Annotated in this window: 14 protein-coding genes; 4 read left to right on the plus strand and 10 right to left on the minus strand. The window is 73.2% G+C overall.

Features of this window, described 5'->3' with window-relative positions:
• The first annotated feature begins 45 nt into the window (after positions 1-45).
• Positions 46-408: a hypothetical protein gene (locus KUM40_RS22840; RefSeq protein ID WP_217167885.1), complete on the plus strand. Its 363-nt coding sequence runs from the start codon at positions 46-48 to the stop codon at positions 406-408.
• A 2-nt stretch (positions 409-410) separates the two neighbouring features.
• Here the strand turns inward: KUM40_RS22840 and KUM40_RS22845 are convergent, their stop codons facing one another.
• The 5 genes from KUM40_RS22845 to KUM40_RS22865 form a co-directional block, all read right to left on the minus strand.
• On the minus strand, positions 411-1022 hold the full coding sequence (locus KUM40_RS22845; protein ID WP_217167886.1) for a DUF998 domain-containing protein: 612 nt from the start codon (positions 1020-1022) through the stop codon (positions 411-413).
• 46 nt (positions 1023-1068) lie between these two features.
• Positions 1069-2403 carry a diacylglycerol kinase family protein gene (locus KUM40_RS22850; RefSeq protein WP_217167888.1) on the minus strand — a complete coding sequence of 445 codons (1335 nt, stop codon included), beginning with the start codon at positions 2401-2403 and terminating at the stop codon, positions 1069-1071.
• 198 nt (positions 2404-2601) lie between these two features.
• Positions 2602-3135: a GNAT family N-acetyltransferase gene (locus KUM40_RS22855; RefSeq protein ID WP_217167890.1), complete on the minus strand. Its 534-nt coding sequence runs from the start codon at positions 3133-3135 to the stop codon at positions 2602-2604.
• Between the two features lie 49 nt (positions 3136-3184).
• Positions 3185-4099, minus strand: coding sequence for a transglutaminase-like domain-containing protein (locus KUM40_RS22860; RefSeq protein ID WP_217167891.1), 915 nt, complete (start codon positions 4097-4099; stop codon positions 3185-3187).
• 140 nt (positions 4100-4239) lie between these two features.
• On the minus strand, positions 4240-4986 hold the full coding sequence (locus KUM40_RS22865) for a DUF1838 domain-containing protein (protein ID WP_217167893.1): 747 nt from the start codon (positions 4984-4986) through the stop codon (positions 4240-4242).
• 191 nt (positions 4987-5177) lie between these two features.
• On the opposite strand from KUM40_RS22865, the gene KUM40_RS22870 reads away from it, so the two are divergent.
• Complete coding sequence (locus tag KUM40_RS22870; RefSeq protein WP_217167895.1) at positions 5178-5792, plus strand: dihydrofolate reductase family protein; 615 nt, start codon at positions 5178-5180, stop codon at positions 5790-5792.
• Positions 5793-6025: 233 nt separating this feature from the next.
• Complete coding sequence (locus KUM40_RS22875; RefSeq protein ID WP_217167896.1) at positions 6026-9190, plus strand: discoidin domain-containing protein; 3165 nt, start codon at positions 6026-6028, stop codon at positions 9188-9190.
• A gap of 79 nt (positions 9191-9269) precedes the next feature.
• On the opposite strand, the gene KUM40_RS22880 is transcribed toward KUM40_RS22875, so the two are convergent.
• Complete coding sequence (locus KUM40_RS22880) at positions 9270-9734, minus strand: peptidoglycan-binding domain-containing protein (RefSeq protein WP_217167897.1); 465 nt, start codon at positions 9732-9734, stop codon at positions 9270-9272.
• A 339-nt stretch (positions 9735-10073) separates the two neighbouring features.
• On the opposite strand from KUM40_RS22880, the gene KUM40_RS22885 reads away from it, so the two are divergent.
• Complete coding sequence (locus tag KUM40_RS22885) at positions 10074-11063, plus strand: NAD(P)-dependent alcohol dehydrogenase (RefSeq protein ID WP_217167899.1); 990 nt, start codon at positions 10074-10076, stop codon at positions 11061-11063.
• Between the two features lie 35 nt (positions 11064-11098).
• On the opposite strand, the gene KUM40_RS22890 is transcribed toward KUM40_RS22885, so the two are convergent.
• The 4 genes from KUM40_RS22890 to KUM40_RS22905 form a co-directional block, all read right to left on the minus strand.
• On the minus strand, positions 11099-12106 hold the full coding sequence (locus tag KUM40_RS22890) for a homoserine dehydrogenase (RefSeq protein WP_217167900.1): 1008 nt from the start codon (positions 12104-12106) through the stop codon (positions 11099-11101).
• Between the two features lie 43 nt (positions 12107-12149).
• Complete coding sequence (locus KUM40_RS22895) at positions 12150-12821, minus strand: response regulator transcription factor (protein ID WP_217167902.1); 672 nt, start codon at positions 12819-12821, stop codon at positions 12150-12152.
• Complete coding sequence (locus tag KUM40_RS22900; RefSeq protein WP_217167904.1) at positions 12818-13996, minus strand: sensor histidine kinase; 1179 nt, start codon at positions 13994-13996, stop codon at positions 12818-12820. The genes KUM40_RS22895 and KUM40_RS22900 overlap by 4 nt, the downstream gene beginning before the upstream one ends.
• 92 nt (positions 13997-14088) lie before the next feature.
• Positions 14089-16353 carry an MMPL family transporter gene (locus KUM40_RS22905; RefSeq protein WP_217167905.1) on the minus strand — a complete coding sequence of 755 codons (2265 nt, stop codon included), beginning with the start codon at positions 16351-16353 and terminating at the stop codon, positions 14089-14091.
• Between the last annotated feature and the right edge of the window lie 87 nt (positions 16354-16440).

Consider the following 16440-nt stretch of genomic DNA (forward strand, 5'->3'; position numbering starts at 1 on the left):
ACCTTACCGATCCACTGCCCCCGGGGGCGGAACAGGGGATGTGGCATGGCAACCCAGGCGACGGCACGGCGACGGTTCTCGTTTCTGCGGATCACGATCGCCCTGCAGACCCTGACCATCTTCCTTCAGGCGGTCTCCGCCGGACTGCTGCTGACCTCGTCCTTCGGAGAGACGCTGCACAGTGTCGGAGCGCGCGTGATGTACGGGGCGTCGATGCTGTACCTGCTCGCGGCGGTGCTGGCGTGGAAGCCTGGTGGAGGCTCGCCCCGGCCCGTCCGGCACGCCTCCGGCTTCCTCGTCCTTGCCTCCGTCCAGGTCGTACTCGGCATCGCCCACATACCGTCGGTCCATCTCCCGCTGGGTGTCCTGATGTTCGGACTGAGCCTGCTCGCGCTGGCCCGGCGCTGACCTCACCGAGCGCGGACGGCCCGCTCGTCCCGGTCCGGGGTGTGACGGAGGCAGGAGGCGGCGACCACGAAGGGCCACACCGACTGGAGGGACGTCACGACGCGTTCCGCGACACCGGCGCCACCCTGTCGTTGCACCGCGATCAGGAACCACACCCCGCCGGCGGCCATGAGGGCCGTCGCCACGATCGAGGGCGCGCGTCGCAGGGCCCAGGGAGCGGCCGAACCGCCGTTGACGGCCAGCACCGGCCACACCGCCAGGAGGGTGAATCCGACCACCACCACCGCGCCGTGGCGCAGGGAGCCCCCGCTGCTCGGCGCGGGCAGCGCCACCAGGACCAGCGCGGCGAGCCCGCCGCCGGCCAGCGCCACGCGTCCGGCGGTGGCGGCCGGCCGCAGTCCCCAGGCGGTCAGCAGGTGGCAGATGCCCAGGATCAGGAACGCCCCCGTCATCACCCAGAATCCGGAGGCACCGTAGGCACCCAGGACACTGATCGTCTGGGTGACGGGGTCGTAGGAAGACCCTTCGAACAGCGCGGCCACGGTCCAGCCTGCGATCAGCAGGACGGGCGCACACCCTGACGTGAGCAGGACCCATCGGGGAACAAATCGCATCAGGCAACCATAAAGCGGCCACTCATGTGTCGCAGCGAAGACGAGGTCAGCGAGCCGCGCGGCGCCCGGAACGGTCGAGGGCCACGGTCACGATCCGGCGCCAGTCCAGCGGCTGGTCCGCAGGCACGGCGCCCGGCCGCTCCCGCGGGACCAGGACGCGCAGGGCACCCGGTCGGACGGTGCACACCACAGGCGTGGGCAGCGTCAGCGCCTCGCCGTCGACGGCCACCGGGATGCTCACGGCGTCGGCGGTGACCTCGATCCGGCGGGACGTCAGGATGGTGAGGGCCGGGGACAGGGAGCGCCGCACCGCGAGGTCGGCCGCCTGCGCCGCACCGTCCACGCGGACACCGAGCACTCCGAGTTCGCCCCGGTCCAGCCGGGGTCTGCGCCCGACGTCGAGCGGATCGGCCGACGCGTAGGCGTTGTTGCTGACGAGCAGCGCCTGCTGTCCGTCGACCGGCCGGTCGTCGGCGAGGGCGTCGAGACGCTCGCCGGCTCCACCCGCCAGAAGGTCCGGCATCGCGTCGAGCGCGGTACCGGTCTTGGCGTCGCGGTACTCGGGGCGCTGCACGATCGCCGCGTACACCCCGAACGACACCGTGTTGACGAACGCCCGGCCCGCCACGTCACCCAGGTCCACCCTGAGTTCCTCGCCGTCGGTGAGGGCGTCCAGACACCGGGAGGGATCGGCACGGTCCAGACCGAGGTCCATGGCGAAGTGGTTGCGGGTGCCGGCGGATATGACCAGGAACGGCAGGTCGTGCTCGGCCGCCACCGCGGCGACCAGCGCCTGGGTGCCGTCGCCGCCGGCGACGCCGAGCAGGTCGGCGCCCTCGGCGACGGCGTTCCGGGCGAGTTCCCCGACATCCGTGCGGATGCCCGGCTCCAGGAGGAGCACCCGGGCGCCGAGGGCCTCGGCCCGCTCGACGAGTTCGAACCGCTCCACCTTTCCGCCGCCCGATGCCGGGTTCATGATGAGGACCGGCCGCCTGGGCGCGCGGTGCGGCCGGACGGCCGTCCGCGCCGGCTCCGGCCGGTGCTCGGCCCGCAGGGCGCCGCGGGCGCAGGCCAGTGCCACGCCCCACAGCAGGATCGCGGCCGCCGCGGTGAACCACATGCCGCCGGTCAGGAACAGCAGGAGCACGGCCACCGGCGCCGCCACGGCGAGCACCGCGCCCAGCATCCGCAACGGCCCCCGGTGGGCCAGGAACCACCAGGCGCCCACGGCGCACACCGCCAGTCCCGCCAGTGCTCCCAGGATGACGAGGGAACCGCCACCGCCGAGCGACAGCAGGACGACGAGGACGGCCGCCGCGGCGGCGAGCAGCGCGTAACGGGCCAGGGAACGGGCCCTGTCCGACGGATCGACCTTGCTCACCTGCGCGCTCCCCACTGCACCGAGGCTCCGGGCGAGGGGGAGCCGTCGGGCAGCCTACGGCCTCCGTGCGGGCCGTGGACGGCCGTCGGTCCCGCGGTCGCCAACGCTGCCCTTCGGGCGTTCCCGTCCGGACCGCCGCCACTGCCCGCCCGGTCCCCCGCCGACGGAACGGCGGGGCGGGGCGGGCGGCGGGTCGTCTCAGCCCGGCATCGGAACCCGACCCAAGCTCCGCTGCCAGCGCAGCTCGCCGTCGTGCCACCGGCCGGTCGGCGTGAGCCCGGCGGCCAGGGCGACGGCTGCGGAGGCGTGATGTTCGGGGTGGATGTGGGCGATGACGCTTCGCACCCGCTGCCGGGCGAGCCGGCCGACGAGTCCGCGGGCCGCCTCGGTGGCGATGCCCCTGCCCTGCCACACAGAGCCCACCACCCAGGCGATCTCGGCGATCAGTCCGTGCCCGGCGGTGCGGACCGTCGCCTGCACCGTGCCGGTCAGGCACTCCTCCGCCCGGAGCCGGATCACCCAGTTCAGCCAGCAGTCGGCCGGGTCGGGGGAGCCTTTGGTCAGGCGCTCGTACCGCGCACGCAGGGCCTGCGGGGTGTCCGGCGCGCCACCGATGTAGGTGTGCAGGGCCGGATCGGCCAGCACCCGGGCCATCTCCTCGGCGTGATCGACGCGAAGCGGCTCCAGGTCCAGCCGCGCGGTCCCGATGGCCTCGACCGCGAGGCGGCTCATACCGCGCCCTCCTCTGAGCGTTCGCCGGCGGTGAAGCGGTCGTCGTTCCTCACCGGAGTGTGACTTCGCTCGGACCGTTGAACGGCGCCAGCGACAGTACGGTCCGCGGCGTCCGCAGCCCCTCGCTCTCCGCGAACAGCCTGCGCGCCGCGTCGAAGGGGACGTCGTCGCCCGTCACCGCCGAGGCCCTGTCGTGGAGTTCACGGGCGGTGTCGCTCAGCTCCCTTTCGCCTCCCGCCCCCCAGGTGTCCCACAACAGCGTCTCCACCTTGTTCAGCGCCGCGAGGTCGATCCGGACGTCGTGCGCCACGAACCACTCACCGAACATCGGCCCCTCCTGCGGAGGGTGGAGCCCGAAGGCCCTGGGGTCCGCGTCGCCCGCCCGGACGGCCTGCCACGCCTTGCCGGCGACGATGAAGCGGTCACGCGGCACGTCCATCGGATCGAAGTCCACCTTCCAGCGGTCGCAGACCACCGGGTCGGCGAGCTGAGGATCGGCGAGCAGCCAGCCGCGGGCGGGGTCCCAGTACTCGGTCACGACGTGGTCGCCGTGGAAACCGTCCGCACCGAAGTAGTCGGCGAAGCCGGAACGCAGTCGTGCGGGGATGCCCGCGTGGCGCAAGAACGAGCAGCACAGCAGCGCGAAGTCGCGGCACACTCCGACGAACCGGTCACCGACCTCGCGCCGCCGCGTCAGCGGGGCGTCGTCCCGCTCGACGACGATGCGCAGGACGTCGTCGAGGTAGCGCGTCTCGGCGTCGTTGTGCAGGCGGTCCGGCGGGACGGCATGACGGAACAGGTCGCCTTCCAGGCGGTGGACCATCAGGTCCCGGGCGGTGCGGGCGAGCTGTGTTGGATCGTCCGGCAGGTCGGCATAGAGCCCGACGAGTTCGCGGGGATCGGAGAACGGGCTGTGCGCCGTATAGAACGAAGCGGCGTCCCGTCCGAGGCGAGTCGATGGCATGGCTGGCCCCTCAGGGGACGACGGACACGGCTTCGGTCGCCGGGTTTCCGGTGCGCGTCACCGTGTCAAAATCTCCCCGTACCTGTCCAGAGCGGACCGATCGCGCCTCCCCGTCTCCCCGCGCCGTCCGCCGCGGACGCTCACTTCGGCGGGTTGAGTGTGCGGAAGTACGTCCAACTGGTCTCGTTCGGCTCGCTCCACTGCTCCGGGGCCCGGGCGAACTCCGGGTGGTGATCGGCGATGTAGGCGCGGGTGCGCTCCGGTACCTCGGCGTACGAGTCGAGCTTGCGGCCCCGGCAGTGATAGGTGAGGCCGCCGGGCCGTTGGCCGCGGGCCATCCACGGGGCCCACGGGGACATCCGGGTCCAGGACATGGTGGCCGGGACGCTGGGGGCCGGTCCTGCCAGGTCCGCGCGGTGGGCGAAGAACTGGAAGAGCTCCAGGGCCCTGTACGTGTCGCCGGCCGAGTGGACCGGATACTGGGCCACCGGCAGGGGCGAGGGATAGGCGAGCGGGATCTCCAGGCTGAAGCAGACCTGTTCGCCGAGGTCGGTCGTCGGGATCGGGAAGGGGCGCCATTTCTGGTTCGCCGGGTCGTTCCAGATGTGCACCACCGGCAGGTCCTGCCAGGTTTCCAGGATCTCCCCGGTGGTGGGGTCCAGGTAGAAGGCGGCCTCGCGGGTGAGCAGCCGGTAGGAGTCCGGGCCGTCGTCGGCTTCGTGGACGAGGCGGGCGACGTTGACGCCTTCGAAGCCGAAGAGGCGCTCGTAGGGTTCGTCGGGGGCCCAGGTGTACACGCTTCCGGACCACCAGTAGGTGACCTCCTCGCCGTCGAGGGAGGCCCGGGTGCGTGCGAGGGAGCGGAGCGATTCCGCGGGTGTCGTCATGGACAGTACTCTGCGCGACGGTCACCCCGGCCGGGCGGAGAACACCGCGTCCGGGGCCGAAAACGGCCGGAAGCTTCCGTTCCGGAGGGCACGGAAGGGGATCCACAGGAGGTTGTGGGCCCGGCGGACGCGTCGCGCGGGAGTGGGGGATCCCGGCGATGAATTCCGGCGGCGGATGGGGTCCACCCTGTATGACTCGCATCATCGCTGACATCTCGGTCTCTCTCGACGGCTTCGTCACCGGGCCCGATCCCGGCCCGCACAACGGTCTGGGCACCGGCGGCGAGGCCCTGCACACCTGGGCGTTCTCCGACGACCCCGTGGACCGCCGGATCGTGCGCGAGGCGACCGCCCGCTCGGGTGCCGTCGTCCTCGGCCGCCGGCTCTTCGACGTGGTCGACGGGCCGGGCGGCTGGGACGACGAGATCGGCTACGGCGCGGCGGAGGTCGGCAAACCCCCGTTCGTCGTCGTGACCGGCTCGCCGCCGGAGTCGGTCCGGCTCACCGGCCTCGACTGGACGTTCGTCACGACCGGTCTGCCCGACGCCGTCACCGCCGCGCGCGAGCGTGCCGAGGCGGCTGCGGCGGCCGGTGGCAAGGACCTCGACGTCGTCGTCATGGGCGGCGGCGCCACGGTCGGCTCGGCGCTCCACGCCGGACTGGTCGACGTGCTGTCGCTGCACCTGGCGCCCGTCGTTCTGGGCTCCGGAACACCCCTGTCCACCGGCGGATCACCGCGCACACTGGTCCAGCGGAGCGTGCACCCGACATCGACGGCCACACACCTGATCTACGACGTCCTCTGACGGACCTCAGGGTCAAACCGGCACCTCGACGACTTCCTCGCCCGGGCGGCGGACACGACGGTGGCCCGGCAGCGGCACACGGGGCCGCACCGGTACGCGGTCGGGGTGCCCGGCCGCGCGGGCGCGACGGAGGTCGTGTCGGCACCCGTAGGCGCATCGCCATTGACAGGCCGCTCCGAGTCGTTCAAGGATGACCTTGTTGACAACGTTGTCGCCCGCTGAAGAGGACCATCATGGGACCCATTTCCCTCCCTGTCGACCGCAGGCTCCTTCTGCGACTGCTCGGCGCGGGCGGCGCCGCGGCCGCCCTCCAGCCGGCGCTGGGTTCCCCTTCGGCCGCCGCCGGCTCTGCCCCCACCTCCGCCTCCGCCTCCGCCTCTACCAGCGCGTCCGACCGGACCGGTGACCCGCCGGACGACGTCGCCGCCACGTACCACCGCGTTCTCCTGCGGCACACCCGCTGGTCCGAGACGCAGTGGGACGAGGCCAAGGGGACGTACACCGACGAGTACTTCGGCTTCGCCGTGGTCCTCGGGCACGCCGTGCTGCTGACGCACGGGACCTTCGACGAGGACGCGGCCGGTGTCGACCGGGAGACACTCAAGAGCCGGACCCTGGCGACGCTGCGGCACTTCGCCGCCTCCAATCGGCTGATGGGCGGCACCCAGTGGGGCCGCACACTGTTCTTCGACACCACCTTCCAGTCGTACTTCATCCTCGCCGCCCACCTGCTGTGGGACCAGCTCGACGACGCCACCCGCTCCGCGGTGGACACCATCACCCGCGAACAGGCGGCGTACACGCACTCCCTGGGCACCGGCGACGACCCGGCTTCCGGGGACTGGACCCCGAACGGCCTCGAGGGCGGGTACGTCGGTGACACCAAGCTGGAGGAGATGGGCCTCTACGCGCAGACCCTCGCCCCCGCGCTGGCCTGGGCACCGGACGACCGGCGCCGCGCCGACTGGGCGACCGACTACGGCACCTGGTCGCGCAACGAGGGTGGTCTGCCGCCCGCCGACCTGGCCAACCCCACGCGGGTGGACGGGGTTCCGGTCTCGCGCAACACCGCGCACAACACGTACGACACCTTCATCGTGGAGAACCACGGTTCGTTCGGGCCGCACTACCAGGAGGAGATGTGGCGTACCTCGGGGCGCAACGCGGCGCACTTCCTCGCGGCGGGCGAGCCATTGCCCGAGGTGCTGACCAGGCAGCCCAACGCGGAGCCGCTGTGGCGGACGCTGCTGGGTGTCATGTCGGACGCGGGTGAGCCGCTGATGCCGATGGTGGACGACCGCGAGCACCTGTACGGCAGGGACGTCATACCGCTGGCCTTCCTCTCCCGGGTCGCGGGAGACCGGGCGGCGGCCCGCGCGGAGACGGAGCTGGCCGCGCGCCTGGAGGCGTATCAGGCGTACCCGCCGGAGTACCGGCTGGCGAAGTTCTCGGGCGAGCCGAAGTACGAGCCGGAGGCACGCGCGGAGCTCGCCATCAGCTATCTGCTGCACGTGTGGCCGGACGCGGGCCGACGGGTGCGGCCGATGTCCCGCGAGGAGTTGTTCGCGTACGCGGCCGGCGTCACCGACTTCGGGACCGGCCCGGGACTGGTGTCCCACCAGTCCCCCGCCGCCTGGGCGGGTGCGGTGACGAAACCCGGGTTCGTGAAGTTCGCCTGGCAGCCGGGGCACGACGACTGGCTGTTCCGCCTCAGCGGGAAGACCCCCATGTTCCTGCCCTCGACCGCCGCGGCGGTCACCGGCCGGACGGTGCGTGTGCACACGGAGCTGCGGGACGGGTTCGACGGCAGCGCCACGGTGCTGCGGCTGGGCGAACGCTTCGCCGGTTACGCGACGCTCCCCTCGGGCGGAGTCGTCTACGCCTGCGACGGGCCGGAGGCGGCCGGCTCGCGGCTGGAGGTGCACAACCTCACCATGCCCGGTGTGGCGGGCCTCGACGGAAGCCGCACCTACCGCTTCGCGGAGGGTTCGGCCACGGTCCGCGCGCAGGACGCCACGCCCTCGGCCGCGGGACGCGTCGACGAGCTGACCTTCACCCGCGCGACGGTACGGCACATCCGGATGCTGGGCGTGCAACCCGACCCGACGTACGGGTACTCGCTGTACGCGGTCGAGGCACGCGACGGGGCCGATACCCCCGACCTCGCCCGGGGCGGTACGGCGACGGCCTCGTCGCAGTCGCCCGGCATGACGCCGGAGCTGGCCGTGGACGGCGACGCGAAGACCCGCTGGGCGGTCTCCCGCGACGACCGGAACCGGGCGGACAGTTGGTGGGCGGTGGACCTCGGCGCCGACCGTGCGCTCGACCGGGTCACGCTGCGCTGGGAGGCGGCCGCCGGCCGTTCCTACCGCGTGCAGGGGTCGTCCGACGGCGAGCGGTGGACCGACCTGGCGACCGGACCGGCGCCGGCGCTGCGCAGCCACGGCGGCTGGCTCGACGTCGACGGCCGTGCGGGGCTGGTCGTTCGCGGCGGCGAGCAGGCACTGGCCGTGTACGGGGACACGATCGCTCCGGCCGAAGGGGCGCGGGGCCCGCTCGTGGTCGAGGGGCACTGCGGGGTCGCTTCCGACGAACTGCGCGAGCTGGCACGCGCCGACGCACCCGCCGCCGACGACGACCGGGTCCGCGCGGCGCGGGTGGACGGGTACCTGAGCCTGTTCAACCTGTCGGCGGACGAGGTGAGTACACGGGTCGAGGTGCCGCAGCGGGGCCGGCGCCGGCAGGTCTACGAGGGCGAGCAGACGGTGACCGGGGAGGGCATCGGCTACCGGGCTCGGCTGGACGCCGCGTCCGCCCTGCTGCTTCCCCCGCGCTTCACTCTCACGGCGTTGTCGGGGCGGACGCTGCCGCCGGGGCTGCGGGTGCGGGTGAGCGACGGGGCGACCCTGGTCCTGTCCGGCGCCCGTTGCCGGCTGCGGATCGAGGCCCAGGGGCACAGCACCGACGCGACCGTGCGCGACGGACGCGAGACACGTGTCACGGTGCGTGGCGCACAGCCGTATCCGCACCACGACCTCGCCCTGGGACGGAACACCTTCCCGACCAATCCGCTGCCGCCCGGAACGACCGGGCCGGGCGCCGCCGTGGACGGCGACCCGGACACGGTGTGGCGACCGGGCCGCGACGGCCGCATGGTGGTCGACCTCGGGGCGCGCACCCGGGTGCGGTGGGTGGAGGCGCGGTGGACGACGGGGGCGGCCCCGGCCGCCCGCGTGGAGTTCAGCAACGACGGGGTGCGCTACCGGCGCGTGGGGTCCCTGGACGGCCGCGGCCGCGTACGCCGGCTGACCCACGCGGGGTCGGTCCGCTATGTCGCGGTGACGGTGGTGGGCACGCCGCACGCACACGACGGGCTGATCCGGCTCTCCGTGGGCTGAGCGGGCTCCCGTTCCACGGCGTGGCCGTCCGGTGTGCTCCCAGGGGCGCACCGGACGGCCGTTGCCGCTTCGGACCGGTTCAGCAGTACGGCTTGGAGTCGGCCGCGAAGTCCTTGAAGGCCGCCTTGGTCTTCGTTCCGGCGATGCCGTCGATCTTGCCCTTGTAGCCGTGGTACTTCTTCAGGTCGCGCTGCAGGGCGCTGATGGTGTTCTTGCCGACGATGCCGTCGATCCTGTCGTCGTAGCCCCAGTACTTCTTGAGCCAGCGCTGCAGCGACATCCAGCTCTGCGGGCCCAGTTGCCCGTCCAGGGCGCCGTTGTAGTTCCACTTGTCCTGGATCCAGCACTGGACGTACCTGGCCTGCGTCGTGCTCAGGCCGAGGTTGTTCACCGCCAGCGGAGCGGCGTCCCGGGTGCTGGTCGCGGCGGGCGCGGACCGGGTGGGCTGCGCGGTCGCGGTCGCGGCTCCCGCGAGGCCGCCGGCCGCGATACCGGCCGCGGCGGTGAGGCTCACGACCGTCCTCGTCATCGTGTTCGTTCGCATTGCTTCCCCCTGTGGGTCGTCGTGCGTCGGAGTCCTGCCTTCTGCCGTCCTTGCGGGGCGGCATGTACGACGATGGGGGCCGGTCGGCGAGTCCCGCCAGGTCCGCCGCGAATGTGGCGCGGGACGGGGACGCCCTACGCCCGACCTGCGCGTTCGCCGGCCCGGATGACGCGCCCGCGGGACGCTGCGGGACATCACAGGGCGGGATCACGCGCCGTCGGCAAGTGTGAAGCAGGCCCCCGCACGGCCATTGACGGCCGTACGCCGTGCCCCTACGGTGCCCTCACCGCGCGGCCCGCGATCGGTCCCGGGGCGGCCCGAGGGGATGGTGGCAGGGCGATGAAGGCAGTGGTCCAGGAGCGGTTCGGCGCGCCGGACACCCTGCGGCTGCGGGAGGTCGACCGGCCCCGCGCCGGGGCCGGTCAGGTGCTGGTGCGCGTACACGCGGCCGCGGTGAATCCGTACGACTGGCACATGCTGCGCGGAGACCCGTACGCGGCACGGCTGTTGGGAGGGATGGGGCTCACCCGTCCGAAGTCCCGGGTGGCCGGGATCGACGCGGCCGGGGTGGTGGAGGGCGTCGGTGCCGGTGTGCGCGGGCTGCTGCCGGGTGATCCGGTGCTCGGCTTCTGCCCGGGGTCCTTCGCCGAGTACGCGTGCACCACCGAGGAGTTGCTGGTGCCCAGGCCGGCGGGCCTGACCTTCGAGCAGGCCGCGGCCCTGCCGATGGGGGCGGTGACCGCGCTGCGCGGCGTCCGGACCGTCGGCCGGGTCCGTCCCGGGCAACGGGTGCTGGTCAACGGGGCGGGCGGCGGGGTCGGCACCTTCGCCGTGCAGCTCGCGGCGGTGCTGGACGCGGAGGTCACCGGGGTGTGCGGCGCACGCAACACCGACCTGGTCCGCTCACTGGGCGCCGCCCATGTCCTCGACTACGCCCGGGAGGACTTCACCGACGGACGCGAGCGCTACGACGTCATCCTGGACAACGTGGGCAACCAACCGCTGGGCCGGCTGCGCCGGACGCTCACTCCGACGGGAGTCCTGGTGGCCAACGGCGGCGGCTCCCCCGGCCGGGTGTTCGGGGCGATCGGCGCCATGCTGAAACTCGCGGCCGTCGACGCCGTCACCCGGCAACGGCTGCGCCCGATCCTCCCTGCGACCCCGGACGGGCCGGCCCACGCGGACCTGCTGGCCGTCACCGCGCTCGTCGAGGCGGGGCAGGTCGTGCCGGTGGTCGGCCGGTCCTACGCCCTGGCCGACACCGCGCGGGCGCTGCGGCACGTCGAGGAGGGGCACGCCTGCGGCAAGACCGTGATCACGGTGCCGTAGGCCGAAAGCCCCGGGCGGGGTCGCCGTACCGCGCTTCAGCGAAACCCCGTGCGGGGAGCCGTGACCTCGATGGTGTCCTTCACCAGGGCCAGCGCCGCCCCCACCGGGCTCGACCGTCCGCCGCTCACGGTCACGTCACCCGCGTCGGGGCAGCCGAAGACGACGGCCTTCTCGGGTCCGGTCAGCGCGTGCAGGGGATCCCCCGGCTCGGTCTCCTCCAGGCGTACATACACCATGTGGGGCTCGTCCGCCGACGCGCCGGCGACCGCCCGCAGCCGACGGGACCGGGCGGCCGCGTCCAGGGCTCTGCCGACGGTGTTTTCGTCCACCGGCTCCGTCCGCACGCGCACCGCCGCCGGGTCCCATCCCCAGGCCAGTGCCGCCAGCAGCCGCACCTTGGTGGCGGCGTCCTCGCCCGACAGGTCGGCCGAAGGATCCGCCTCCGCGATGCCCCGGAGCCTCGCGGCACGAACGGCGTCGCTCAGCGTGTCGCCGTCGGCGAGGCGGTCGAGTACGAAGGTCACGGTGCCGCCCGGGCAGGCCCGGATCGTCCGGCAGTCCAGGCCGCGCAGGGACGTTCGCGACAGGTCGCCCGCGGGAAGCGCCGCTCCGGTCGCGCCGGAGATCCTGATCATGCTGCCGCCCGCCCGGGCGGCCGCGTCGAGTTCCCGCCAGTGCGTGAGCAGGTGGCTCTTGGTGGCCGTCACCACGTGGATCCCCCGGCGCAGTGCGGTCACGGCCTCTTGTGCCGCGTGCTGCCGCAGTTGTGGCGAGGAGGGGACGGCCTGGACGAAGACGCGGGCGCCGGTCCGGTCGAAGGTCTCGCCCAACGGTCTCGGCGCGCCCCACTCCGAGCGCGGCGGCACGGACCCGTCGTCGCCCGGCCGGCACTGGGCCGAGCTCACGCGCACGGCACCGACGCGCGGACGTACGCCGTAACGGCGTTCGAGCGTGTCCCCGTGCCGGGCCAGCCTGTCGACGAAGGCCTGGCCGACCGGGCCGTAGCCGGAGAGGACCACATCGGTTCGAGTCGCTTCATCCATGGATCCGGGATCCTCTCACATCGCCCGAACGTGACGCGGCCCGTCAGCGCGGTGGCCTCACCAGGCCGGAGCGGTAGGCGTGGGAGACCAGTTGGGCGCGGTCGCGGGCGCCGAGTTTGGTCTTGGCGCGTTGGACGTGGGTGCGTACGGTCAGCGGGCTGAGGAACAGTTCGGCCGCGATCTCCTTGTCGGACTTGCCGTCCGCGACCAGGGCCGTCACCTGCCGCTCCCGGGCGGTGAGGGCGGCCAGGTCCTCGGGCAACACGGGGGAGGCTGCGGGGTCCGGGGAATCGAGGAACCGGGTGATGAGGCTGCGGGTGGCCGCGGCGGACAGGAGGGCGTCGCCGGCGGCCACCGTGCGGATGCCGTCGAGGAGTTCCTCGGCCGTGACGTCCTTGCCCAGGAAGCCGCTCGCGCCGATGCGCAGTGCTCGGGCGACGTGCTCGTCGGTCTCGAAGGTGGTGAGGACGAGGACCCGGGTGTCCTGGAGGCCGGGGTCGGCGCAGATGGCGGCGGTGGCGGCGAGGCCGTCGGTGCCGGGCATGCGGATGTCCATGAGGACGAGGTCGGGGCGGTGGGTGCGGGTCAGCGCGATGGCGTCCTGACCGTCGGCGGCTTCGGCGACGACTTCCAGGTCCTCGCTCGAGTCGATGAGGATCCGGAAGGTCGCCCGCAGCAGAGCCTGGTCGTCGGCGAGCAGCACGCGGATGGTCATTGGGGCTGTTCCCTTGGTGGAGGAGGGGCGGGCAGTTCGGCGGTGACGGAGAAGCCGCCTTCGGGCAGGGCGCCCGCCCGCAGACGGCCGCCGGAGGTCTGGGCGCGTTCCCGCATGCCGACGAGGCCGAAGCCGCCGTCGGGGGCCGGTGGGCGCGGGGTGGCGCCTCCGTCGTCGGCAACCGTGAGGGTCAGCCGGTCGTGGGCGTAGGCGAGGTGCACGTCCGCCGTGCCGGCGTCGGTGTGTTTGGTGACGTTGGTGAGGGCCTCCTGCACGATCCGGAAGGCGGTCAGGTCCACTCCGGGCGGCAGGGGGCGCCGCACGCCCTCGGTGGTGACGGTGACGAGGAGTCCGGCGGAGCCGAACGCGGAGACCAGTTCGGGGAGTCGGCGGAGTCCGGGCGGGGGTTGCAGGGCGTCCTCGGGGTCGTCGGAGCGGCGCAGCAGACCGACGGTGGCCTTCAGTTCGCGCAGTGCCGATGCGGTGGTGCCGGTCAGGTGCGAGAGGATCTCGTGGGCCTGTTCCGGGTGGGTGCGGGCGAGGTGGGCGGCGGTGCCGGCCTGGGCGTTGGCCAGCGCCATGTGGTGGGCGACGACGTCGTGCAGTTCGCGGGCGATGCGGACGCGTTCCTCGGCGACGCGTCGGTGGGCCTCTTCCTCGCGGGTGCGCTCGGCGTGCTCGGCCCGGGTGTGGACGGCGTCGACGTAGGCGCGTCGGCTTCTGACCGCCGTGCCGGCCAGAACGGGAAACAGCATCCAGGCGACCGGGCCGAAGCTCTCGTTCACCCACGGCTGGCCGTTGCGCCCGGAGAGCAGCGCGGTCGGGACGATCAGCGCGACGGCTCCGAGGTAGGAGACGTAGGCCGCTCGCTGCGGGGTGCGGGCGGCCGCTTCGTACAGCGCGACCAGCACGGGTGTCAGCAGCAGCGGCAGGACCGGATAGCCCACCGCCACGGACACGGCGGCGCAGGCGGCGGTCGTCAGGACGGCGGCTCGCGGGTGGTCGCGGCGCCGCAGCAGGCCCGCGGTGGCCGCGAGGGCCAGGGGCTGGCCCGCCCACCAGCCGGGGTCTCCCTCCACGTACTGCCGGCTGGTGACGGCGAGCGCCAGCAGCAGGAAGGCCGCCTCGACGAGGTGCGGGTGGCCATCGGCGTACCGTCGCCAACTGCTGAGCATGAGTTCCTCCTCGGACCAGGATCGCCGATGCGGCCCGCGCACGTCAGGGGGGCCGCCCGTGTCACGCACGGGCGGCCTTCCCGGGGCGCGGTTCAGAGGCGCACCGGGTCCTGCTGTTCGGCGCCGGGCCCGGCGGCGAGCGCCGGGGCGGGGGCCCGGCGGCCGAGGGCCTCGCCCTCCACGTCGACCCGCGGGAGCAGCCGGTCCAGCCGGCGTGGCAGCCACCACGCCCGCTCGCCGAGCAGGACGAGGACGGCGGGCACGAACGCCATGCGGACGACGAAGGCGTCGAACAGGACGGCGAGCGCCAGGCCGAGGCCGACCATCTTGAGCAGGGTCTCGCCGCCGGTCATGAAGCCCGCGAAGACGGCCGTCATGATGACCGCGGCGGCGGTCACGACCCGCCCGCTGTGGCGGAACCCGGTGACGACGGCCTCGGCGGGCGGCTCCCCGTGGATGACGGCCTCCCGCATCCGCGACACGAGGAACACCTGGTAGTCCATGGCGAGGCCGAAGACGATGCCCACCAGCATGAGCGGCATCGTGCTCATGATCGGTCCGGTCTCGTCGATGCCCAGGAGTCCGGCCCCGTGGCCGTTCTGGAAGACGGTGACGAGTGCGCCGAAGGACGCCCCGACCGACAGCAGGAAGCCGAGGGCGGCCTTGAGCGGTACGAGTACGGACCGGAAGACGACCAGCAGCAGGAGGAAGGCCAGGCCGACGACGACCACCAGGTACGGGATGAGGGCGTCCGTCATCTTCTGGGCGACGTCGATGTTGAGCGCGGTGGTGCCGGTCACCTCGAAGGTCGTGCCGGTGGCGGTCTGGGTCGCGGGGCGCTCTTCGCGGATGGTGTGGACGAGTTCCTTGGTCCGCTCGCTGGTGGGCGCGGTGGCCGGGACGGCCTGGATGACCGCGGTGTCCTTCGCGGCGTTGAACCGGGGCGGCGACACGGAGACCACTCCCCCGGTGCCGGCGACCTTCTTGGCGACCGCCGTGACCGCGGAGCGCGGGTCGTCGGCCTGCCGGGCGTCCACGACGATGGTCAGCGGGCCGTTGAACCCGGGGCCGAAGCCGTCCGCGAGGGCGTCGTACGCCCGGCGCTGGGTGGTGGAGGTGGGCTTGGCCTCGTCACCGGGCATGCCGAGCCGCAGGTCCAGCGCCGGCACGGCGAGAGCGCCCAGTACGGCCACCGAGCCGAGCAGCACGGGCACCGGGCGGCGCCGGACGAACCGGGCCCAGCGGGCGCTCCACTCCCCGGTTTCGGCGCCCCGCTCCCCGGTTTCCCGGACCCGCCGGGCGGGACGGGGCTTGGCCCCCTCGCGAGCCTTCGCTCCCTCGCGAGCCCGGCGGGCCAGCAGGGCATCGGGCCAGAAGCCGAACAGCGCGGGCACCAGGGTCAGTGTGATCAGCACCGCGAAGACGACGGCGCCGGCGGCGGCCAGGCCCATCCGCGTCAGGGACGGGACTCCGATCACCGACAGGCCGGCCAGCGCGATGACCACGGTGAGTCCGGCGAAGACGACCGCGGATCCGGCCGTGCCCGCGGCCAGCCCCGCGGCCTCCTGGGCGTGGTGTCCCTTGGCCCGCTCCTCGCGGTAGCGGGAGACGACGAGCAGGGCGTAGTCGACTCCCACCGCGATGCCGATCATCATCGCCAGTTCGCTGTCGGTGGAGGACAGGCCGAGGGCGCCGCCCAGCGCGATGACCGAGGTGAGGGTGAGGGCCACGCCGACGACGGCGGTGATCAGCGGCAGCCCGGCGGCCGCCAGCGATCCGAAGGTGATCAGGAGAACCACCGCGGCGACACCGATGCCCAGGAACTCGCCGATCCCGGTCGACGGTTCGCCCGCCAGGGCGTCGCCGCCGGCCTCGACGGTCAGGCCCGAGTGCCGGGCCTCCTCCACCGCTTCCGTGAGATCTTCCCTGTCGGCGTCGGTGACCTTGTCGTCGGTCACCTCGTAGGTGACGGTGGCGTACGCCGTGGACGCGTCCTCGCTGACCGTCGCCCCCTCGAGGGGGTCCGACACCGCGGCGACCTGTGGTCCGTCGGCCACCTCGGCCACCAGGGTGTCGATCGCCGCCCGGTACTCGGTCGCCGTGACCTTGCGGCCGTCCGGTGCGACGAGGACGATCCGGGCGCTCGAGCCCTCCGCCTCGGCGTCCGGGAACCGTTCGTTGATGAGGTCGAACGCCTGCTGGGACTCGATTCCCGGCATCGAGTCCGAGTCCTCACCCGCCTCGCCGGCGCTCATGGCGCCGAGTCCGACGACGGCGAGGACGGCCACCCACAGGAGCGTCACCCACCGGCGCCGTCGGAAGGCGCCACGTCCCAACCGGTACAACAGGATTGCCATGGAGAGGTCTCCGCATCTGATCTGGGGAACCTCTCCAGCCTCACCGGGCGGGCCCCGCCCCGTCGTCGTCCCCACCGACCGTCGCGT

Origin of the sequence: Streptomyces sp. AC512_CC834, from assembly GCF_019049325.1 — a bacterium.
GTDB lineage: Bacteria > Actinomycetota > Actinomycetes > Streptomycetales > Streptomycetaceae > Streptomyces.